The following is a 21,077-nucleotide window of genomic DNA, read 5'->3' on the forward strand; positions in this document are numbered from 1 at the left end:
TCTAAAATATTCAAGATTTTGGATTCTTAAGCAGCTTGTAAAAGGTAAGAAAATAAAAAAGTTGTATTTTGAGAAGATTTTAGTGTGTTTTTATTAGTTTTTGCTTCCAATTGGGCGGTCTTCTTCCTATTAGACAATAATTTTCTAAAATTATGACCAATTGACATTAGTAAAAATTCCATTTCTACTTTTTCCTTACCTCTATGTGTGAACCGATTAAACTTATTATCACTTTTTAGCTGTCCAAATACTGCTTCAACTTCTATCGGACGCTTTCTACGATGATACTGACCTCTTTCACTGGTTAATAATGCTCTCGCTCGTGATTTTAACTGATTTAATCGATAATTAACCTCTATTCTTCGGTTGCCTTTTGATTTATGACATAAACCTCTAAGCGGACACCCCTCACATCTTTGTGCCTGGTAATAAGCAATTTCTGATTTATATCCATTACTCGATATTCGCTTCCCCTTCCCTACATTTCGTAGTTTTTGCCCCATTGGACATACATAATAATCCTCTTTTAGGTTATAGTACATATTTTGAACTAAAAATGGGTCTTCTTTTTGCTTCTTTTTCTGTTCTATATGAAAAAAACTGAACTTTATATATCCCTTAACACCTTTTCTTTCAAGTATTTCGTAGTTTTCTTCACTGCCATACCCTGCATCAGCACAAACTTCTTTGCTTTGTTTCTGATAATTCTTTTCAAACCCATTTAGATGACTTTCTAATGTAGTAGTATCACTTGGCGTTTGATGGATGCTAACGTGAGTAATGAACTGATTTTCAGTAGATATTTGAGCATTATAAGCTGGCTTTAACTGACCATTTTTCATATGATCATCTTTCATTCGCATAAAAGTAGCATCAGTATCTGTTTTACTATAAGAGTTCCTATCTCCCATTATCTCTAAACTTTTTTCGTATTGTTCTAACTTTGGAAGATATTCATTTTGAAGCTTTTGTAACTCTCTTTCTTGTTTTTTAGTAGGTTCTTTTAGCCTTTTATTGATTTGGGATAATTGCTCTTTAAGTGCTTCTGCATTAATTTCTTTAGGAAGTTCCTTTTTGTTAATTTCTTGATTATCAGATTGTATACTATCTTCTATATCAGAAAGTACTTTATTAATTTTTGCTTCTAACCTTTCCTTGTACTTCTCTACAGAACCTCTCCACACAAAAGTATATTTATTGGCAGCTGACTCTATTTTTGTACCATCAATATACTGAATATCAAGGCTAAGATAACCTTCTTTTACTAAGAGTTTTACAATTTCAGCAAAAAGTTTTTGCAGAGAATCTTTCAGAGTTTTGCCTCTAAAATCATTAATAGTTCTAAAATCAGGAGTTGTACCACCTGCCAAATACATAAGAGGAAGATTCTCTTTAACTGCGAGAGCCATTTTACGGCAAGAATAAATATTAGAAAGGTAGCTATAAAAGATTATTTTTATCATCGTACGAGGATGATACGCAGAACATCCTCCCCCCTTATATTTTTGAAGTATATCTTTTATATCTAATTGATTAACAACCATTTCAACTAGTTTAGCAGGATGGTTCTTATCTATTTTATCAAAAATATTTTCGGGAAAAAGTGTTAAAAATTTGTCAGGTTCAGATTTAAATGATATTTTTGTCATAGTGTTTTTTTAGGAGCCACAAAGATACAAAATTTGTGGTAAAACACCAAATAATAAGAGGCTATCCGATAAAAGATAGCCTCTTTTTTATTCATTACTGATAATCAGCCTTTTAAAACTTTTCGGACAGGCTCTTTAAATCCGTCAGAAATGCTTGATTTTTCAGAAATACAGGTAGGTCGTTTTCGTTTGCGCGAAGGGGGTGATATAGGAGATGTATATGATAATAAACGTATCAAACGTGATGAGAATGGCTTGGTAGATTATGCTAGTGGCACGCTACTTACAGAAGAAACAACACCTTATAAGTTGGGTAGTGTAAACCCTGATTGGACAATGGGCTGGAGTGGTAATGTAGGTTACAAGAATCTTTCGTTGAGTTTCTTATTTAAAGCACGCTTTGGAGGTATTGTTATTTCTGAGACTCAAAAATGGTTAGATCGTTATGGTGTATCTAAAGCGACAGCCGATGCGCGAGATCTTGGCTATGTACAAGTAGGTAATTTCAGGGTAAATCCTGAGAACTACTACCGTACAGTTTCTGACCCTGGAATGAATTCTTATTACGTATATTCGGCTACTAATGTACGTTTGCAAGAAGTGGCACTTACTTACAATTTTTCTAAAGAACAATTGGGTAAAATGCTTTCAAACTTGAGTGTATCAGTCATTGGTAATAATCTTTGGATGATTTACAATAAAGCGCCTTACGACCCAGAACTTACAGGGACTACAGGTATTACAGGTCAAGGATATGACAATTGGATGTTACCAAGTTTAAGAGGTTATGGTGTGAGTGTGAAGTTTGGTTTTTAAAAAAAAAAGTAATAATGAAAAGAATAATTATAAATACATTGATACTTATAGGTTTTATCAGTGGAACGGGCTGTACAAAGGACTATGAGGATATCAATAAGAATTCTTTTGGTGTAACTGATGAAGAGTTAGCTAAAAGTGGTGTTGTAGGGTATGGAAATAGTTTTTTGCAAATGCAACAATATGTTATTCCTATTGGAGCACCAGCTAAAACTACAGGGCCTGGTAATGATTTACAAGTTACTGATCTTATTTCATCAGGGAACTATATAGGTTATTTTGGAAATAACAACAACTGGAATTTCAATATTGAATCTAACTGGAATTTCAATGATGGTAGAATGTCATATGCTTATGAGTGCTTATATTCTAAGTTGTTTACGGAATGGAATTCTATAAAAAAATCTATAGGGAACTCGGAAGATATACAACAAAAAAGAGCTTTAGCACTTGCTAATATTATCAAAATCACTGGTTGGCTTCGTGCTACTGATGTTTTTGGACCCATAGTATATAGCAATGCTGGTAATGGGGAAATAGCACCATCGCTTGATAGTCAAGAAAATGTGTATAGAGCAATGTTGCAAGAACTTGACCAATGCTTAGCTATATTAGATAATGGTACTACTGTAATGGCTGATTATGACATTATATATGGAGGAAATATTGCAAAGTGGAAAAAGTTTGCGAACTCTTTGATGTTGCGTATGGCAGTTCGTGCTCATTTTAAAGATGCTGCTTTAGCTAACACTTATATAGCTAAGGCTTTAGCAGGAGGAGTTATGACTGAGGCTGCAGATGAGGCTAAGATAGGTAATTCACCAAAACAACCTCTTAAAAACTCTATGATAGCTTCTATAGATTACTCAGAAACTCGTATGGGGCTTACAATATGGTCGTATCTCAAAGGTTATGAAGACCCTCGTATAGCTGTACTTTTCAAAAAGGGTACCTATAGAAACGTAGAAGATTATTATGCAGTAGCACCTACTTCAAGTCTTCCAAAATATGAGAATATACGAAATACAGCATTTTTTGCTTCTTTACCTAACGTAGATGATAATACTCCTTTGTCATGGATGCGTACCTCTGAGGTATTATTTTTGAAAGCCGAAGCAGCTTTATATGGTTTGGGGGGGCTTTCAGCTTCACAAGCACAAGGCTTTTACGAAGAAGGAGTAAGAATGTCGTTCCAAGAAATGGGCGTTCCTGTGCCTGCTAACTATTTATCAAGTACTAACAGGCCTCAAACGCTTAATAGATATTGGTATGCCTCATATGCATATGATATAGTAACCAATAATGTATCTCCTAAATGGGATGATGTAGAAACAGGTAAAGAGGAAGAACAACATCTTCAAAAAATTATTACCCAAAAATATTTGGCGATGTATCCTAATGCAGTAGAGGCTTGGACAGAGTATAGACGTACAGGGTATCCTCTTATTATGAAATATCAGGATACTGATGCTCCTAGCCGTATAGGTTGTTCTACTTGTTTTGTACCAGAACGTTTTAAATATTCAGCGAAAGATTATTTAACTAATAATAAGTTGCAAACTGAAGTACCTGCATTATTAGGTGGAGCTGATATAGGAGCTACACGTTTATGGTGGGTACGTCCTAATAGGCCACAACAGAATTAATTAAAAAATAAACAAGATGAGAAAATATAATATTTTATCGATCATAGTTGTTGTAGCACTTGCTGTAGTGAGTTGTAGTAAGTGGACAGAAACAGAACGTATAACTTACGATAACCAAGACGTAAAGAAGTTGGTGCACTTAATAGAAGCACAAAAAGAGTCGGACTTAAACCCTCATATGCGTGAATATTATAAAAAATTACGCGAAGAGTACCGTACAAGGCCTCGTGTGAAAGGTTTTGGATGGTTTGGTAACTGGACAGGTAAAGGGGATAACCCTCAAAACTACTTGCGTTGCTTGCCTGATAGTGTAGATTTTGTATCTTTATGGGGTGCAAGAGGAAAACTTTCAGAAGAACAAAAAACAGACTTAAAGTTCTTCCAAGAAGTAAAAGGTGGAAAAGCTCTTTTGTGCTGGATAGTACAAGATCTTGGAGGGCCTTTAACTCCTGTAGGTAAAGACCGCATAGAATATTGGCAAAATGAAAAAGGTGGTGGTAATTTTAACGAAGGTGTAAGAGCTTATGCTAATGCTATTGCCGATACTATAGAAAAATATAACTTAGACGGTTTTGACATCGACTTTGAACCTGCTTATGGGCACGCTGGAGATTTAGCAAATGTGAGGTATATAGGAGATATAAAAAATGATAATCCTATGCAAATATTTATAGAAACTCTTAGTGGAAGACTACGCCCTAAAGGACGTATGTTGGTAATGGATGGAGAACCTTATTATCTTTCTAATGAAACTTCTAAGTTGGTAGACCACTATATCTATCAAGCCTATTGGGAACAAAGTACAAACGCTGTAACTTGGAAAATAGAATATGGAGAAAATTTAGATAATTGGGAACGAAAAACCATTATTACAGTTGAATTTGAACGTAATTGGCGTACAGGAGGTGTTTCAGGATACAGAAGTGTACGTAGTGAATTGAATGATATGAAGGGTACTCAGATTTTGGATTATGCTACATTTGACCTTCCTAGTGGGAAACGTATTGGTGGAGTAGGCTCTTACCATATGGAATACGACTATGCCAATACTCCTGAATATAAATGGCTGCGAAAGGCTTTATACTATGGTAATCAAAAATACCCAGGTAATTATCAATAAACTACTAAAAGCATACAATAATGAAAAAAATAATAACAGGGCTCGCTATACTAAGTACTTTAGTTGCATGCCAAGATGAATTATATGAAAAAGACCTTAAGGAACACAAAGCAAGCCAAGCCGTATATATTGACGGGGGAAATAGCCTTACAGTGAATTTAGCTGAAAACACAGAATACAATGTTAGGAATTTCTTGGTAAAATTAGTGAATCCTTCTACAGGAGCGGAATCAGCTTCTCTTGAAGTGGGTAATGAAGAACAGCTAAGAGCTTACAACGAAAAAAATGCTACTTCATACTTATTATTACCTTCTTCAATGTATGAAGTTAATAAGAATGTGACATTTAAAGTTTCTGATGCTGTTGGGAATGTTTCTTTGAAACTGAAAAATGTACGCTTTCCAATAGGAAAATCATTTGCTCTTCCTATTAAGTTGCGTGGTAATGGTATTAAAACTATATCAGGACAAGATACTTTTATTATCTTAGTAGAACAAGAATTGAGAACTAAGGTTTTGAGAATATCAGGATCAGGTGCTGAAAAAACAGATGTATTTCCTAATACTCATACCGTAGATCAATGGACTTTAGAAGTAATGGTAAACCGCAGTGCTTATGATCAAAATAACCGCTCTATTGTAGGAACTAAAGCAGTAGGAGAACCTCTTAACGAAATTTATACTCGTTTTGGTGATGTAACTATTCGCCCTAATCAATTGCAAATCAAAACAGGAGCTTCACAAATAGATATTCCTGCAGATAAGCTTTCAGCAAAACCAGGAGAATGGTATATGCTTGCTTTTTGGTATGATGGTAAAACTACTAAAGTATTTGTAAACGGAGAGGAAGTTGCTTCTCGTGAAATACGTACAGGAGCTTATTCTGTTACAGGTTTATGGATTGGAGGTAGCAATGAGTTTATACGTGAAGTGCGTTTCTGGAAAAAAGCTGTTAGTCCTACCGATATTAAGAAAAATATTTGGAAGACTATTGATCCTAAATCAGACGGATTGTTATTCTACTATCCACTTAATGGTAAAAAATATGACAGAGCAACAGGTACAATAACTGATGATGAGACTAAGCTTTGGGATTGGTCTGCAACAGGAGCTCATATGAGTAAACCTAATAGTGCTATTTTTGACAACAATGGAGGTAATGGCTATGTATTCCCTCCACAAAATTAAAAAGTAATTGTACTATAGAATAAAAACTGAGGCTGCCCGAAAGTTTAGGCTTTTGGGCAGCCTCTTTTATATTATGATTAAATAGAAGACTTAAGGAATTATTTCATCTTCTGAAAAAAGTAGTTCATCACTTCGCCTGTTTGTAAGTTCAAAAACTCTTGGTTGGTGGTAGGCTTGTCGAGTCCTCCTAATTTGGGTAGCCATTTGCCTGTTTTTATATAATCTAAGCAGGCGAGTAGTTCGGGGCACTGGCGTTGTACTTGCTTTATATTCAAGCCTGTGTAGAGGGCAGCCTTTAGCTGTTTGCTTTTTACGGTAAGAATATACGAAAGTAACTTTTCGGCTTGCCACTCGCCTCCCATAAAAAGCACACAACTAATGGTACTTTCATAGCGGTCTATGAGCTTTTCTAACAGTTCATCGCTAAGCACACTACCGCTATTGCCATCCCAAATATATTCTGAATGGCACCCCTCGCAAGCCAACTGACAGCCCGTGATGGTGAAACACAAGGATATCTCGTTGGGAACTTCTTGCAATACAATGTCGTAACTGCTATACCGTAGTATGCCCATAGTAACGAATTTTAGCTTCTTTTTGTCGGTCTTTTGAGAAATTGGTGATACGCTTTAGGTAGCCTATCACACGCGTAGCGTAATCTACATCGTGCGAACCGCAGTGCGTGCAGTGGTCGGTAGTGTGCTTATTGATGTACCCACAATCGTTGCACACCGTTACACGAATATTGAAACAGAAGTAATTACACCCTGTTTTAGCCGCTACATTCAGCAGTTTGAAGAACCCTTCTTGGGTAGGATACTCCTCGAGGTTGCAGTGGTAAGCCGACCCACCATCTAAATACTGAATATAGTCATTGCCGTGTAGGTAGAATTTGTCGATAAGGTTCTGTGAGCTGTCTTCTACTATGTAGAAATACGAATTGTAGCAGTCGCGGGGTACTTGCAAACCATCAGCTTTGTCCCACGCTGCATTCTTCACCCCTAAATTCTCGGCAGGCACAAATTCAGTGTTGAACATATAGCCATATTTAGCTTTGGCTTCTTTGTTTTTGTCGTAAATTACTTTTAAATTTTTATTGATAAACGCCTTATAGTCAGGGTTATCGGAGATTTCAATTCCCAAATACTCAGCTGCTTCTACCATTCCGTTGATGCCGATAGTGAGGAATTGTTTATTGAGGCTGATAAATCCGGCATCGTATACCGGCAGCATTCCCGCATCTTTATAATCTTGCACAATAGCGCGGTAGGCTACTTGGTATTTTTGTATTTTATCTACCGTTTCTTCCAAAGAAAGCCCCTTTTGGTATAGGCGATTCATATTGATAGTTATCACGTTGATACTACCAGTTGAAACTCCACCTGCCCCAAGCGAGTAGCTAAAAGTATTGTCCGAAATCTCATTGCGCAGGCGGCAGCAGCTCGCCAAAGAGTCGGCGTTATCCGATTGGTATACGAAGAACGCATTGCCCTCGCTAAGCTCTTTGGCACAGAATTGGGCAAAGTGCTCGTCATACACCCGTTTGTCTTTAGTGAGCATCGCAGCCGTTACCACAGGAAAGGTAAGTATCGCCTTAGTGCGCTCAATGTTAAACCAATCCATAAAAAATTGCTGTAGCTTGTCGAGGCTTTCATAGGTAGGCTTACTGCCATCGGGGAATACGAAGGTGCCAAACATCGAATCGAAATAAGGGCGGTCGTAGAGCGAAATGTTCCAGAACACCGATTGATAACCACGTGCCGCCGCAGGCTGATTGATAGCATACACTACGTGTTGTAGTTCGTTTTCTATCACCTGGCGATGAGTGCTGAGGTAGTTGTCGCCAAAGTCTTTACGCGCAAAATAATCAAAGTACATCAAAAACTCTACCGTAGCTACTGCCCCTGCAAACTGCGAAGACACCGAAAACAAGAAGTTGACAAACGAACCGCAATAGCTCGCCAAGTGCTTAGGTGCTTTACTTTCGCCACCGAGTTTTAGCAGCCCGTCTAATAATAGAGGGTACATCGATACGCTCACGCAGTAAGGTTTCAGGCTTGTTTCATCGTGTACGTAGATTTCGTGACTCTCAATTTGACGGATGTATTCTTCGGCAAGCGCCTTGCCAAAAAGCTGTTCAATTTTGTGAGACACCAATGAGCGGTTCACTTGTATATTGATGTCTTTATTGAGTTCAGCCTCCATCGTAGCGATGTTTTTATGAGCCACATTGGCGTTGGCATCAAAGAGAGAGCCAGTGGCGGCATTGTGTGAAGTAAGGTAATTTTCTATGAAGTTGCGTTTGGTAAGCAACTGTTCTTCAGTAAGTTTGGTAAATTTGCTCATAGCTTTTATTATTATTTTTTTCTGAGGGCAAAGTTACGGAATAAAAGAATAGCATCTCCTAATAACGAAAATACTTATCAACACAGTTTTTAACACCTTGAGAATTCTGAATTCTGAATTTTGAATTTTGAATTGGGGGTGAAGTAATTTTGAATTTTGGATTCTGAATTTTGAATTGGGGGTGAGGGAAAAAAACCTTGATAGTCAATTTTTTTGTTATCTTTGCGCTATAAAAGGATAGCAAACTTTTGTGTACTTTACAGCGTAATTTATAAATTAACAAACTGATACTATGAAAAAAGAAGAAGTTAACAAAAACGAACAATTTTATACAGAAATCCGTCAGATTATTGAAACAGCGCGTACTAATGCGATACGAAGTGTTGATTTCAGCAGGGTGCAAATGTATTGGCTCTTAGGCAAACGCATTTTTGAAGAAGAGCAACAAGGCAAAGACCGCGCCGACTATGGGACTTACCTTATCCGTAACTTAGCTGAAGAGCTAATGCCTACATATGGCAGTGGTTTTTCTGTTAGACAACTAAAATTTTGTAGGCAGTTCTATCGAATGTATCCAATTGGGAACGCACTGCGTTCCCAATTGAACTGGACGCAGTACAGACTGCTCATTCAAATTGAAGACCCCTGTAAAAGAGAGTATTACGAGTTAGAATCAGTCAATAATGCTTGGACAGCTCGCGAAACAGAACGACAAATCAACGCAATGCTTTACGAACGTTTATTGCTAAGCAATGACAAAGAGAGTGTACTTGCTATAGCTCGTAAAGAGCGCATTCCCGAATCGCCTACTGAAATTATCAAAGACCCTATGGTATTAGAATTCTTAGGACTTCATCGCGAAGCAAGTTATTATGAGAAAGATTTAGAAGGTGCAATCCTCTCTCATCTAACAGATTTCTTGCTTGAAATGGGCAAAGGATTTTCATTCGTGGCACGCCAAAAACGATTACTATTAGAAGATGATGAATTCTTTGCAGATTTAGTACTTTACAATCGTCTGTTACGTTGTTTTGTGGTGATAGAACTCAAAACAGGCACTTTGACGCATCAGGATTTAGGTCAGTTACAGATGTATGTCAATTATTATGATCGTGTAGAGAAATTGCCAGAAGAAAATCCTACCATTGGTATTTTGCTATGTTCTGCAAAGAATGACACTGTAGTAAAAATGACCCTCCCCGAAGATAACCAAACTATACTTACCAGTGAATATCAAATATATCTACCGACTACAGATCAGCTTATTGAACAAGTAAACGAAGTAAAGCAGAACCTACAAGCTCACACTCCCAGCGAACCTTGAGCGAAGGAAAGTCGGCGAGCTGGCACAGCCGAGTATGTGACGAAGGATAAGCGAAGGATAAGCGAAGGATGAGCGAACGATAAAAGCCTGTGCGGCTCGCACCGAAGGATAAAACTTTGGCAAACTCTGAAAGTTTGCCAAAGTGTGGGGCGCATAAAAGCCTGTGCGGCTCGCACAATTCAAAAAACGATTATTAGCAAAAACTATTTTTAGATAAAAAATTTCAATTAGCAAGCTCTTTTTTTGTGTTGGTTTTACTGTAATTTTGCACCCAGAAAAATAAACCTATAAACACTAAAAAATATGGCACTTGTAGGAAAACAATTCCCTAATATAGCAGTAAATGCTACCGACAAAATGGGAGCTACCTTCAAAATAAACATACTCAACGAGGCGATTAATAACAAAAAGAAAGTGTTGCTCTTTTGGTATCCTAAAGACTTTACTTTTGTATGCCCTACAGAACTTCACGCTTTTCAAGAAGCCTTAGAAGAGTTTGAAAAACGCAACGTAAAGGTTATTGGCGCTTCTTGCGACACTGCCGAAGTACACTTCGCTTGGCTAAATACCCCTAAAAACCAAGGTGGTATTCAGGGCGTTACCTATCCACTTTTGGCTGATAGCAATCGCAACCTCGCTACAGTATTAGATATTCTTGATACTAATGAGGTTTTTGACGAAGACTATGACAACTACCTTATCGAAGGCGACAACGTAACTTACCGCGCTACTTATTTGATTGACGAAAACGGTAAGATTTTCCACGAAAGCATCAACGATATGCCCCTTGGGCGTAATGTAAGCGAGTTCTTGCGCCTAATAGATGCTTACGCTCACGTACAACAATACGGCGAAGTATGCCCTGCCAACTGGCAAGAAGGCAAAGATGCTATGAACGCAAACCGCGATGGAGTGGCTAACTACTTAGCAAATCATTAAAAATCACTATACAACTAATTAGCTTAATCATTGTAATTTGACATTAACTAAAGGACTCTATCACTTATTTATCACTAACTAAATAAATCTTATAGCAAAAATTTTATTATTATTTCTTTCACTAACTAAGGAAAAAAAGCCGTCGGAGTTTTTCTGATGGCTTTTTCTTTTCTTTACCACTTGCTATTTGTAAAAAAATACGTACCTTTGCTAAAAATAATTCTAAAAAACAATCGTACAATGAACCAAGCAAACAAACTTACACAAGTGCCCGAAACAATGCTCATCACCCTATGGGCTAAGGCTACTGAAAACAACCACCCCAAACCATTGCTAAAAGACCCTAAAGCAGCCGAAATTATTAGCAAGATAGATTATGACTTTTCTAAGTTTAAAAAAGCCTCTTTCAGTCAGGCAGGCGTATGTATTAGGGCAAGCCTGATAGATAAACAAGCAGCAGCCTTTATAAAGGCGCACCCCGATGCGGTAGTAATACAATTAGGAGCAGGGCTTGATGCCCGCTATGAGCGTTTGGGATGCCCAGAAGTAACTCACTGGTACGACCTCGATTTGCCCGAAGTAATAGCTTTGCGAAAACAGTGTTTTACCGAAACAGACCGCTATTCGTTTTTGGCAATGTCCTTATTTGACGATGCGTGGATGCACCTTATAACGGCTTTCCATAAACCCATACTGGTGATTGTAGAAGGGGTACTAATGTACTTTGACAGGCAACAAGTGCAGGCATTTTTTAAAAAACTATGCCAAGAACTCTCACAACCTACCACTATAGTAATGGATATTTTGGCTTACTCGCTGGTAGGGCACGCCAAAAACCACGATTCCTTGGGAGCTATGCAAAAAAATGACCGCCCTGAATTTAAATGGAGTGAAAAAGAAAGCCAGCTTATAGAACAATGGCACCCCTATTTACACTTAGATAAGGAATACTTTATGAGCGACTACAACCAAGGGCGTTATCCATTTATATTTAGGGTGCTCTATAAACTGCCCTATTTCTATAAGCGTTTCAATCAGCGGGTAGTGCAATTTTCTATCGTAAAGCGTTAGAGTGTAGTTTGGCACGTTATTTGTGGCTACTTTCGGTCAGAAAATAAATTAATTTATATGAAAAAAATTACATTTGCATTATTTTTTGTTGTGGCATTTGCTTTCGGACAACAAAAACAAAATGGTTGGGAGCGTGCAGGGCTGAAAGGTATGGTAAAAACCTATAAACTGATAGGGTATCAGTTTGACGAAAAAGGGAAACCCCAGCTGATGAACTCAGAGTTTTATGCTGAATTTGACAAAAAAGGTATCAATACCAAGATGCGCGCTATAAATAACAACACGGTGATAAACTATGTAGATACACGTGATGAAAATGGAAATATTTTGGTATCCGATTCACGTGATGCGAGCAATACCTCAATGTCTAAAAACACATATGAGTACGACCAGAATGGAAATTGTGTGCGCCACGATGTCCTCACTTCCGATGGCAGTGTCTTTATGAGTAGGCTTACAGCCTATGACAGTAACCAGCGTGTGATAGAACGTACTGAGTGTATTGCAGGCGTATGCGACGACAAAACTACTTATGTGTATGGCGATAACAATAAGGTATCAGAAGAAACCAAGCTGGGCAAAGATAATGTTGTAAAAGGAAAAACAGTATTTACTTACGACGCTCAGGGTAACGCTATAGAAAAAAAACTATATGATGCTGAAAATAACTTGCAAAAGTTGGTGAAATCAACCTTTGATGAAAATAATAACGAGGTAGAAACGCTTACTTACGACAGCTATGGCAATCTTCTACGCAAAGAAACCAATGTTTACGTATACGATAAAAAGAAAAATTGGGTAAAGAAAACAACATTAGTAGGTGATAAACCTACAATGATGATGAAACAGAAACTAAAATACTATTAATTTCGTAACTAATTTAACAGATAACATACAATGAAAAAGATTATCACAACGTTGGTGCTTGCAGTAGCTACATTAGGGGTAGCACAAGCACAAGAGTTTAAAGTAGGGGTAAAAGCAGGAGGGCTTTTCAGCAATGTTGCTTTTAAAAAACAAACTAAAGAAGGTATTACAACTAAATATAATACAGGCTTTAAGTTTGGTTACCAATTTGGGGTATTGGGCGAATACAACTTCAACGACAAATTGGGGGTAGAAGTAGATGTGCTTTACGCTTTCCAAGGGGCTAAATTCAACTCGATAGAGGGAGGTAGAGAAGGAGAAACTCTTGAAAAAGTAAACGTAAAGAACGGCGAGATAAACACTCAGATGAACGTAAATCACATATGGTTAAAATACTCGATAGCAGAAGGTTTGCGTCCTAAATTGGGGGTAAATATCAGCAACCTTATTAAAACATCACTAAAAGGAGAGTTTGAAGGGGGAGGTCATACACTTAACTTTGCTGATTTAAAAGCTGAACCTAAGAAAAAATTTGATTTTGGAGTAGGTGCAGGGATAGAGTACAACCTCGATTCAGGTTTCTTTGTAGAAGCTACTTACAACTACGGCTTGACAGAACTTAGCTTTAAGGAAAAAGGAGATGCTGACTCTGAAAGTCCTCGTTTTAAAAACAGCGTAATACAGCTGAATGTAGGCTACAAGTTTTAAAAAATAACTACTTTAAACAGATAAAAAAAGCGTGATTTATGGCAAATCACGCTTTTTTTGTATCTTTGCATCATTATCAGAAGTTCATACAATTCAAAATTCATAATTCAAAATTCATAATTCAAAATTCATAATTCAAAATTCATAATTAAATAAGTGTCATATACTAAAAACTACTTGAAAATATACCTTTGGCAAGGATTGTCGTTTGTACTTTCATTCTTATCAATGTTTGTAGTAGTACCAATGATAAGTGCCGATAAGCCTATTTATGGTATTTATACTATTTGCGTATCGCTATCTATCTTCTTACAATACGCCGATTTAGGCTTTTTAGGAGCAGGACAAAAGTTTGCCGCAGAGGCTTTTGCCAAAAAAGACCTCACTACCGAAATACGCATTACAGGCTTTACTACCTTTATACTCCTGATATTTCTACTCCTGCTTTCAGTGGTATTTTTAGTCTTTGCCTATGCCCCTCAGCTTATCATTGATAACCTTACCGACCCCGCTAAATACAATATTGCCCAGCAACTGCTGCTAGTGCTGGCACTCACTACACCCATAACCCTATTACAGCGCATTGTGCAAATGATTTATGTTATTAGAATGGAAGATTACATCTTTCAGCGCATCAACATTATAGGCAATACAATTAAGATATTATCGGTGTTTTACTTTTTTGGAGGTGAGCGTTATAACATCGTAGGTTATTTTCTTTTTATACAGCTTGTGAGCCTTATAGTACCTATGGTGAATATCGCTTTAGCACACAGGCGTTACAACTATGATATTGGCTTGCTGCTCAAGAGTATCCGCTTTGATAGAGCTATTTTCGCACAAACACAACGCTTGGCATTTTCGCTTTTCTTTGGGATGATAGCTTGGATATTGTATTACGAACTGGATGCCGTGAGCATTGGTGCGCTCTGGGGGGCTGAAAAAGTAGCGATTTACGGCATTGGTTTTACACTGCTTACCTTTGTTCGCACTATTTTAGGAACGCTTTTTTCACCTTTTTATGCACGTTTCAATCACTTTGTAGATAATGAGGAAGGACTAAAAAAACTCCTTTCGGATGTAACGGTACTTTACCAACCTATAGTGATGTATATGCTGCTATCGGTTACCTTTTTGGCAGAGCCTTTGGTGCTGTGCTGGGTGGGCGAAAACTATAGAGCTTCGGTGCCTGTAGTGCGCTGGCTGATGCTCTGCAATCTTTTTGCTTTTATCAGTTATCCTGTGGGGGCACTATTGGTGGTAAAACAGCGAGTAAAGGAAATGTATTACCTCAATTGGCTTGTGCCTTTGGTGTTCTGGGGAGGTATTTTGGCTACACAACATTACCTTCAAGAGCTCTCGTTTGCCTTCTTCAAATGGCTCGCATTCCTGATAATGATGTTAGTATATTACAAGATTTTATTATCATATTTGCAACTTTCTTTGGTAAATTCGTTAAAAAGATATATCTTTGCACTATTCTTGCCGTTAGCTTTTCTTGTGGGCTACTATTTTTTGGTGCAACAGCTATTCGTAGCCGAACAGAATACACCTAAATTACTCACTATAGCACTGCTTATAGCAATAGCCTTCGGGGCGTGCCTGCTGCTGCATTACGTTTCATCACGGGCATTTAGGCAAGTAGTACAAACTATTACAACTCGTCTGCTGAAAAAAAATTAATATGTTTTCAATTGTCATTCCTACTTACAACCACGCACACCTGTTGCCGCGCTGTATAGAATCTATTATAAACCAAACGTATACCGATTGGGAGCTTATTATCGTCAATAATGCCTCTACCGATAATACGATTCAGGTGATAGAGGGCTACCACCACCCCAAGGTAAGTTATATCAACTTTAATAACGACCAAGGTATTGCAGCTTCGCGCAATGTGGGCATTAGGGCTGCCAAAGGCGACTTTGTATGCTTTTTAGATTCGGATGACTGGTGGAAGCCTAATAAATTAGAGGTTTGTAGTGCCTATACCGCTACGCACGACCTTATATACCACAATCTGGAGGTGGTAAGTGCCGATGGCAAAGCACTCCGCAAGCAACTCTATAGCCGCCAAATTCCCACCGATAACTTTTTGGCAGATATGTTTATCAATGGCAACCCCATAAAAAACTCGAGTGTAATGCTTTCTAAAAATATTATAGAAAAGATTGGCTATTTAGACGAGGATATGGGACTGATGGCAGTAGAAGATTTTGACTATTGGCTGCGTGCCTTGCAAGCAGGCGCTCGCCCTAAATACATAGCCGATTGCTTGGGCTACTACTGGGTAGGCAGTAATACTTCGTCTAAATTGGTGCAAATACAGCGCAACCAGCACTTGTTTGATAAATACAAAGCGCAGCTACAACCCTCAGAGCTGCGTTTGGCAGAAAAAATGTTGCATTACCAGCAAGGGCGCGTCTACCAATCTAATAAAATGTTTGGCAAGGCGCTTATGCACTACCTGAAATCACTTAGTTTGCGCAGTGATAAATTTAGATTTGCCCTTATTGGGATAGTTACGAGTATATTTAGAGTAAAAATATAAGCAAAATGACTTATACTGTAGTATTTGCAGCTAATAATAGCTACATACAGCACTTCTCGGTAGCATTGGCTTCGCTACTGCACAACAACAAGCGTGTGCCTTTTGCTATTTACCTGCTAAATGAGGGGCTTACTCCCCAAAACCAGCAAATTATAGATCATATTATTGCTGATTTTCCCGTTACTTTTAAGAACCTTATTGTTGATGAACAACAGTTTAACAACCTACATACAGGCGCTAATCACTTATCGGTACAGACTTTTTTTAGGCTTTTTATTCCACAACTCTTCCCTAACGAAGAACGAGTACTTTATTTAGATGCCGACCTTGTGGTAGGGGGTAATATAGAGCCTCTTTTTCATATCCCATTTGATGATAACTATGTGTTAGCCGTAAAAGATACTTTTACTGCTTATGCCCAAGAAATGAAGCTTAAGCTACAAATGAGCCCAGAGGCTACGTTTTTCAATGCAGGAGTGCTGATGCTAAATATCCCAAAATGGATAGCCGATGATTTGGTAGGCAAAATTATAGACTTTGCCGCTACTCACCCGCAACTAATAGCCTATGCCGACCAAGATAGTATTAATGCAGTAATCGATACAAAAACTAAAATACTGCCGCTGCGGTACAATATACAATTTAGTTTGTTAGACAGGCTGTCGCAATTTACGGCAGCGGAACGCCAAGAGGCACAGCAACCTTGCATAGTGCATTACACAGGAGGCTACCCCTACAAGCCTTGGTTTTACGCCTGCATCAATCCGCTAAAGAATTTGTATTACCAATATTTACAATATACACCATTTAAGAATTTTAAACCAGCAGCAGATTATATGGGAGTGCTGAAGTATCGCTGGTTACGACCTATTTATCAGAAAATAAAACCCTTTATAGGAAAATAACCCCATACAAATGAAGAAAATCATACTACTAAACAATATAGTACGCGACTTGCTGATATTCCGCAAGCACCTTATCGCCTATTTGATAGAACGTGATTATCAGGTGTATGCTATGGCTACTGATTTTACTTTTGAAACACGCCATCAGATTACTGAAATGGGTGCCATTCCTGTTGATTATAGTTTTGCACGTGGAGGGCTGAACCCTTTTTCAGACCTTAGGAATATGTACAAATTAGAGCGTATCATTGAAGATATTGCCCCCGATGTAGTAGTAGCGAGTTTTGTGAAGCCCGTAATCTATGGTACAATCGCTTCCTATAGGGCTAAAGTACCCAAAGTAATTGCAATGGTTGAAGGATTGGGCTATCCGTTTACCGAGCAACCCAACGGGCAATCATTGAAAGCAAAACTCATAAAAGCTATACAGATACTACTCTACAAAATTGCGCTACCCAAAGCCCACACCGTAGTCTTCCTAAACCACAACGACCCTACCGACTTGCTTGTGAAATATCGTATACCCGTACGAAGAAAAGCAATATTAGGAGGTATAGGGCTCATTTTAGATGAGTTTCCTTATTCCGAAGCCCCTACCCAGCCTATATCGTTTATATTTGTAGCACGTTTGCTTCGTGAAAAAGGTGTTTTTGAATTTTTACAAGCCGCCGAAATCGTAAAAGCAAAGCACCCCGAAGTACTTTTCAAAGTAGTAGGTAGCCTTGATAACGAAAACCCAGGAGCCCTACGCGAAAAAGAACTAACACACTATATAGAAAACCAAACGATTGTATACCCAGGCTATGTGCAAGACGTAAATAATTGGATAAAAGAAAGTTCAGTATTTGTATTGCCCTCCTATAGAGAAGGGATGCCACGTAGTACACAAGAAGCAATGGCTGTAGGGCGAGCTGTTATTACTACCGATGTACCAGGCTGTCGTGAAACCGTTATAGACGGCAAAAACGGCTTTTTAGTACCCGTATGGGATGTACCCGCTTTGGTAAAAGCTATGGAATACTTTATTGCCAATCCCCAAGAAATCAATCGTATGGGAGCAGAGAGCTACGCTATAGCCGCCGAACGCTTTGATGGCGACAAAGTAAATGAAAGACTTTTTAAGATGATAGAAAATTAATAAAACAATGCTTAGAAAACTTAACTATCGCCCCGATATAGATGGATTACGTGCATTAGCAGTACTTTCGGTAATATTATTTCATATCAATCCTAATTATATGCCCAATGGTTTTTTAGGGGTTGATATATTTTTTGTTATCTCAGGTTATCTTATTACCTCAATCATTTATAGAGAAATGGTAGAGGGAACATTTTCATTTGCAAACTTTTACAATAGGCGTATTAAGCGTATTCTTCCTGTCTTTTTTGTAGTTCTTTTTGTAGGTCTTATAGTCGTATGGTCAATTTTTTTACCACGCGATTTTTATGGAATAATAAATAGTGTTATAGCTTCATTGGCTTTTATGAGCAATATTTATTTTGCTCGTTTAGGCGACTATTTTGGTATTGACAATGAATTACGTCCGTTTACCCATATATGGTCATTATCAGTAGAAGAGCAATTTTACTTTATTTTTCCTTTAATATTATTAATAATTTTCAAGATAAAATTCTTTTCAAAAAATAAGCTTATTACATTAGTTGTAGGAGGATGCATACTAATCTTATTGTCATTTATAAATTTAAAAAAGTTTGATATTGAGCTGGATATTTATTATTTACCACATTTACGAATAATAGAATTATTTACAGGTTCTATTCTTTCAGTGTTTTTGTATGAGAAAGGTAATAAATTATCAGTTAAGCAGTCTAATATTTTAGGAGTAATTTCATTTATTGTACTTTTTTTGTGTTTATATATAAAAGATTTTTTCACACCAGATAACTACTTTCCAGGTGTTTTAGCTTTTTTACCTTGTACGGCTACTAGTTTGCTTATTCTTTCTAATGAAAAAGGACAATGGATTAAAGATATTTTTTCACTAAAATTTGTAGTTTGGATAGGAAAACTATCGTATTCACTATATTTGTGGCATTGGGTTGTATTAGCCATTTTTAGATATATATTTGGGGTTGGAGTGCTTTCTCTAAATAATTTGTTAGTAGCACTTGCGATAACATTTATATTTTCGCTGCTTACATATTATCTCATAGAACAACCTTTCAGAAAGAAAAAATATTCATTTAAAAAGAGTTTATTACTTTTTTATATACTCCCAACAATAGTATTGCTATCTATTTGTTTTGTAATGCGAACTACAAAAATCCCTGAAGATCAACAAATATTTAAGCATTACAATCCAAAGGAATGCGATAAATGCTTGCAAGGGGATAATGTTACAGCTTTAGGTGATTTACACAACAGTTCATCGTCTAAGAATATATTAGTAATAGGAGATAGCCATACATCACATATAGCACCTTTTATTGATATAGTAGCAAAAAAGCAAGGAATAAAAATCAATATTATATCAGAAGCTGGTTGTCCCTTTTTATTTGATAGTTCATACCCAAGTATTAAAAAAGGATGTAGACAGATGAATGAATATATGAGGAAGCATTATCAAGAATATGATATATTCATTCTATCAAATAGTATAGTAGAAGATGAAGATATACTTGATTTTAGGAGGCGATTAATAGAGACAATACAAAAGTTACTTGATGAAAATAAAAAAGTATATTTACTAAATAGTTCATTAATTTTTGATTGTAACCTACCACAAGTGATGTATATAGAAAAAAATCTTTCTATAAAACAGAATTTGAAGCTAAAAGGGAAAAACTACAATAAAGCCCTTAAACAATGGGAACAGATAAAAGGATTGGTAAAAAATAAGTTTCCTAAAGTAGAAATCATAGACCTTTTAGAATATATAAATGAAGAAGGAACCATAGATGGACGCCCTATCATATTAGACCGTACCCATCTGAATGTTTATGGAGCTAAAAAAATAGCTGAAAAATTCATAGAAGAAGGCAAAGTTTTGATTAAAAAAGAAGATTTATAAAATATTTACTGATGAGTTTTAGTTTTATTATTTTAATACTATACCTGTTATACATTATCTTTCAGAAATTTATGGGTGGTGAGCAGCAGAGTAGGGAAGGGGGAAGCCGCTTCCAAAACAGCTATTCGTACGAACAAGATAGAGTCTCACCACTGAGTTTTGAAGTGAACTTACTATCACTTTGTACCCTCGTAATTAGAGCCAATGGCGTAGTTACACAGGCAGAATTAGACTTTGTGCGCAACCAATTTGTACAACTTTACGGCAAAGAACGCGCTAATTCAGTATTCAGAACTTTCAACGACCTAAAAGGCAGAGAAATATCAGCAGAACGAGTCGCTACTTTCATTAGGCAACGCTCCAACTACGAAACCCGTTTGCAGATTCTTTACTTCCTTTTCGGAATAGCTCAAGCCGATGGCTTTGTAAGTGCCGATGAGGTCGCACAAATTGAAGAAATTGCATACTATTTCCATATAAATAAGCCAGACTACGAGAGCATCAAGGCAATGTTTACTACCTATGGCGGTAGCCGTAGTAGCTATAAAAGCGGCTACAATAGCAGTACACAACATACCCCCGATGCCTATACAATATTAGGAATTACACCACAAGCTACCGATGCTGAGGTGAAAAAAGCTTATAGAGAAATGGCAAAAAAATATCACCCCGATAGGGTGATTACCGATGATGAAGCTATAAAAAAAGGCGCTGAAGAAAAGTTCAAGCAAGTGCAACAAGCCTACGAACAAATAGCGCGACAACGTGGTATATAACCAAAAAAAAGTGGCAAGCTACCTACATCGCACCGCTACAACCGAATACCTTTGCTGTGTTCCCACCCTGGAGGATTTTTCAGGAGCTGGTCGTGTAGGACTTGCCGAGTGCAAAGGTACAAAAAAAATAATACATAGCA

General features: G+C 37.3%; 18 protein-coding genes and 1 other RNA gene. 15 read left to right on the forward strand and 4 right to left on the reverse strand.

The features are described from left to right. Window positions 1-26: 26 nt before the first annotated feature. A complete protein-coding gene (locus J4N46_RS05435) occupies window positions 27-1,649 on the reverse strand; it encodes an IS1182 family transposase (protein WP_208058144.1) in 1,623 nt (540 codons plus the stop codon). Between the two features lie 150 nt (window positions 1,650-1,799). Here J4N46_RS05435 and J4N46_RS05440 point away from each other — a divergent pair, with 150 nt between their 5' ends. From J4N46_RS05440 to J4N46_RS05455, 4 genes are read left to right on the forward strand one after another with little or no spacing between them, the layout of a single operon-like run. Beyond that, window positions 1,800-2,465 (forward strand): hypothetical protein, encoded by a 666-nt coding sequence (locus tag J4N46_RS05440; RefSeq protein ID WP_236013741.1) that lies wholly within the window; start codon window positions 1,800-1,802, stop codon window positions 2,463-2,465. A gap of 14 nt (window positions 2,466-2,479) precedes the next feature. Beyond that, window positions 2,480-4,111: a SusD/RagB family nutrient-binding outer membrane lipoprotein gene (locus J4N46_RS05445; RefSeq protein WP_208058455.1), complete on the forward strand. Its 1,632-nt coding sequence runs from the start codon at window positions 2,480-2,482 to the stop codon at window positions 4,109-4,111. A 16-nt stretch (window positions 4,112-4,127) separates the two neighbouring features. Further along, window positions 4,128-5,231 carry an endo-beta-N-acetylglucosaminidase family protein gene (locus J4N46_RS05450; RefSeq protein WP_208058456.1) on the forward strand — a complete coding sequence of 368 codons (1,104 nt, stop codon included), beginning with the start codon at window positions 4,128-4,130 and terminating at the stop codon, window positions 5,229-5,231. Between the two features lie 20 nt (window positions 5,232-5,251). Next, on the forward strand, window positions 5,252-6,418 hold the full coding sequence (locus tag J4N46_RS05455) for a DUF1735 and LamG domain-containing protein (RefSeq protein ID WP_208058457.1): 1,167 nt from the start codon (window positions 5,252-5,254) through the stop codon (window positions 6,416-6,418). A 98-nt stretch (window positions 6,419-6,516) separates the two neighbouring features. Here J4N46_RS05455 and nrdG read toward each other — a convergent pair whose 3' ends face one another. Both nrdG and nrdD read right to left on the reverse strand, forming a co-directional pair. Next, the gene (gene nrdG, locus J4N46_RS05460) at window positions 6,517-6,993 is read right to left on the reverse strand and encodes an anaerobic ribonucleoside-triphosphate reductase activating protein (protein WP_208058458.1); all 477 of its coding nucleotides are present in this window, start codon (window positions 6,991-6,993) and stop codon (window positions 6,517-6,519) included. After that, entirely contained in the window at window positions 6,974-8,764 is a 1,791-nt protein-coding gene (nrdD, locus tag J4N46_RS05465; protein WP_208058459.1) for an anaerobic ribonucleoside-triphosphate reductase, read from the reverse strand. The genes nrdG and nrdD overlap by 20 nt, the downstream gene beginning before the upstream one ends. Window positions 8,765-9,056: 292 nt before the next feature. Here nrdD and J4N46_RS05470 point away from each other — a divergent pair, with 292 nt between their 5' ends. The 11 genes from J4N46_RS05470 to J4N46_RS05520 all read left to right on the forward strand — a co-directional run bounded on the left by J4N46_RS05470 (window position 9,057) and on the right by J4N46_RS05520 (window position 20,937). Beyond that, on the forward strand, window positions 9,057-10,088 hold the full coding sequence (locus J4N46_RS05470) for a PDDEXK nuclease domain-containing protein (protein ID WP_208058460.1): 1,032 nt from the start codon (window positions 9,057-9,059) through the stop codon (window positions 10,086-10,088). A gap of 303 nt (window positions 10,089-10,391) precedes the next feature. Beyond that, the gene (locus tag J4N46_RS05475) at window positions 10,392-11,027 is read left to right on the forward strand and encodes a peroxiredoxin (RefSeq protein WP_208058461.1); all 636 of its coding nucleotides are present in this window, start codon (window positions 10,392-10,394) and stop codon (window positions 11,025-11,027) included. A gap of 240 nt (window positions 11,028-11,267) precedes the next feature. Continuing rightward, the gene (locus J4N46_RS05480; protein WP_236013743.1) at window positions 11,268-12,098 is read left to right on the forward strand and encodes a class I SAM-dependent methyltransferase; all 831 of its coding nucleotides are present in this window, start codon (window positions 11,268-11,270) and stop codon (window positions 12,096-12,098) included. 57 nt (window positions 12,099-12,155) lie between these two features. Further along, entirely contained in the window at window positions 12,156-12,965 is an 810-nt protein-coding gene (locus tag J4N46_RS05485; protein WP_208058463.1) for a type IV secretion protein Rhs, read from the forward strand. Window positions 12,966-12,995: 30 nt separating this feature from the next. Continuing rightward, on the forward strand, window positions 12,996-13,673 hold the full coding sequence (locus tag J4N46_RS05490; protein WP_208058464.1) for a porin family protein: 678 nt from the start codon (window positions 12,996-12,998) through the stop codon (window positions 13,671-13,673). A gap of 156 nt (window positions 13,674-13,829) precedes the next feature. Then, entirely contained in the window at window positions 13,830-15,356 is a 1,527-nt protein-coding gene (locus J4N46_RS05495; RefSeq protein WP_317194293.1) for an oligosaccharide flippase family protein, read from the forward strand. 1 nt (window position 15,357) lies between these two features. Next, on the forward strand, window positions 15,358-16,224 hold the full coding sequence (locus J4N46_RS05500) for a glycosyltransferase family 2 protein (protein WP_208058465.1): 867 nt from the start codon (window positions 15,358-15,360) through the stop codon (window positions 16,222-16,224). Between the two features lie 5 nt (window positions 16,225-16,229). Next, a complete protein-coding gene (locus tag J4N46_RS05505) occupies window positions 16,230-17,129 on the forward strand; it encodes a glycosyltransferase family 8 protein (RefSeq protein WP_208058466.1) in 900 nt (299 codons plus the stop codon). A 10-nt stretch (window positions 17,130-17,139) separates the two neighbouring features. Continuing rightward, window positions 17,140-18,267 (forward strand): glycosyltransferase family 4 protein, encoded by a 1,128-nt coding sequence (locus J4N46_RS05510; RefSeq protein WP_208058467.1) that lies wholly within the window; start codon window positions 17,140-17,142, stop codon window positions 18,265-18,267. A gap of 7 nt (window positions 18,268-18,274) precedes the next feature. After that, a complete protein-coding gene (locus J4N46_RS05515) occupies window positions 18,275-20,161 on the forward strand; it encodes an acyltransferase family protein (RefSeq protein WP_208058468.1) in 1,887 nt (628 codons plus the stop codon). 11 nt (window positions 20,162-20,172) lie between these two features. Continuing rightward, complete coding sequence (locus J4N46_RS05520) at window positions 20,173-20,937, forward strand: molecular chaperone DjiA (protein WP_208058469.1); 765 nt, start codon at window positions 20,173-20,175, stop codon at window positions 20,935-20,937. A gap of 8 nt (window positions 20,938-20,945) precedes the next feature. Here J4N46_RS05520 and ffs read toward each other — a convergent pair. Then, window positions 20,946-21,044, reverse strand: an RNA gene (gene ffs / locus J4N46_RS05525) — signal recognition particle sRNA small type. Between the last annotated feature and the right edge of the window lie 33 nt (window positions 21,045-21,077).

This window comes from Capnocytophaga bilenii (genome assembly GCF_017565765.1).
Taxonomy (GTDB): Bacteria; Bacteroidota; Bacteroidia; order Flavobacteriales; family Flavobacteriaceae; genus Capnocytophaga; species Capnocytophaga bilenii.

Bases quoted from the DNA above. Each gene is read 5' to 3' on its own strand.
- J4N46_RS05435 (WP_208058144.1), bottom strand. From the start codon at position 1,649: ATGACAAAAATATCATTTAAATCTGAACCTGACAAATTTTTAACACTT.
- J4N46_RS05440 (WP_236013741.1), top strand. From the start codon at position 1,800: ATGCTTGATTTTTCAGAAATACAGGTAGGTCGTTTTCGTTTGCGCGAA.
- J4N46_RS05445 (WP_208058455.1), top strand. From the start codon at position 2,480: ATGAAAAGAATAATTATAAATACATTGATACTTATAGGTTTTATCAGT.
- J4N46_RS05450 (WP_208058456.1), top strand. From the start codon at position 4,128: ATGAGAAAATATAATATTTTATCGATCATAGTTGTTGTAGCACTTGCT.
- J4N46_RS05455 (WP_208058457.1), top strand. From the start codon at position 5,252: ATGAAAAAAATAATAACAGGGCTCGCTATACTAAGTACTTTAGTTGCA.
- nrdG (WP_208058458.1), bottom strand. From the start codon at position 6,993: ATGGGCATACTACGGTATAGCAGTTACGACATTGTATTGCAAGAAGTT.
- nrdD (WP_208058459.1), bottom strand. From the start codon at position 8,764: ATGAGCAAATTTACCAAACTTACTGAAGAACAGTTGCTTACCAAACGC.
- J4N46_RS05470 (WP_208058460.1), top strand. From the start codon at position 9,057: ATGAAAAAAGAAGAAGTTAACAAAAACGAACAATTTTATACAGAAATC.
- J4N46_RS05475 (WP_208058461.1), top strand. From the start codon at position 10,392: ATGGCACTTGTAGGAAAACAATTCCCTAATATAGCAGTAAATGCTACC.
- J4N46_RS05480 (WP_236013743.1), top strand. From the start codon at position 11,268: ATGAACCAAGCAAACAAACTTACACAAGTGCCCGAAACAATGCTCATC.
- J4N46_RS05485 (WP_208058463.1), top strand. From the start codon at position 12,156: ATGAAAAAAATTACATTTGCATTATTTTTTGTTGTGGCATTTGCTTTC.
- J4N46_RS05490 (WP_208058464.1), top strand. From the start codon at position 12,996: ATGAAAAAGATTATCACAACGTTGGTGCTTGCAGTAGCTACATTAGGG.
- J4N46_RS05500 (WP_208058465.1), top strand. From the start codon at position 15,358: ATGTTTTCAATTGTCATTCCTACTTACAACCACGCACACCTGTTGCCG.
- J4N46_RS05505 (WP_208058466.1), top strand. From the start codon at position 16,230: ATGACTTATACTGTAGTATTTGCAGCTAATAATAGCTACATACAGCAC.
- J4N46_RS05510 (WP_208058467.1), top strand. From the start codon at position 17,140: ATGAAGAAAATCATACTACTAAACAATATAGTACGCGACTTGCTGATA.
- J4N46_RS05515 (WP_208058468.1), top strand. From the start codon at position 18,275: ATGCTTAGAAAACTTAACTATCGCCCCGATATAGATGGATTACGTGCA.
- J4N46_RS05520 (WP_208058469.1), top strand. From the start codon at position 20,173: ATGAGTTTTAGTTTTATTATTTTAATACTATACCTGTTATACATTATC.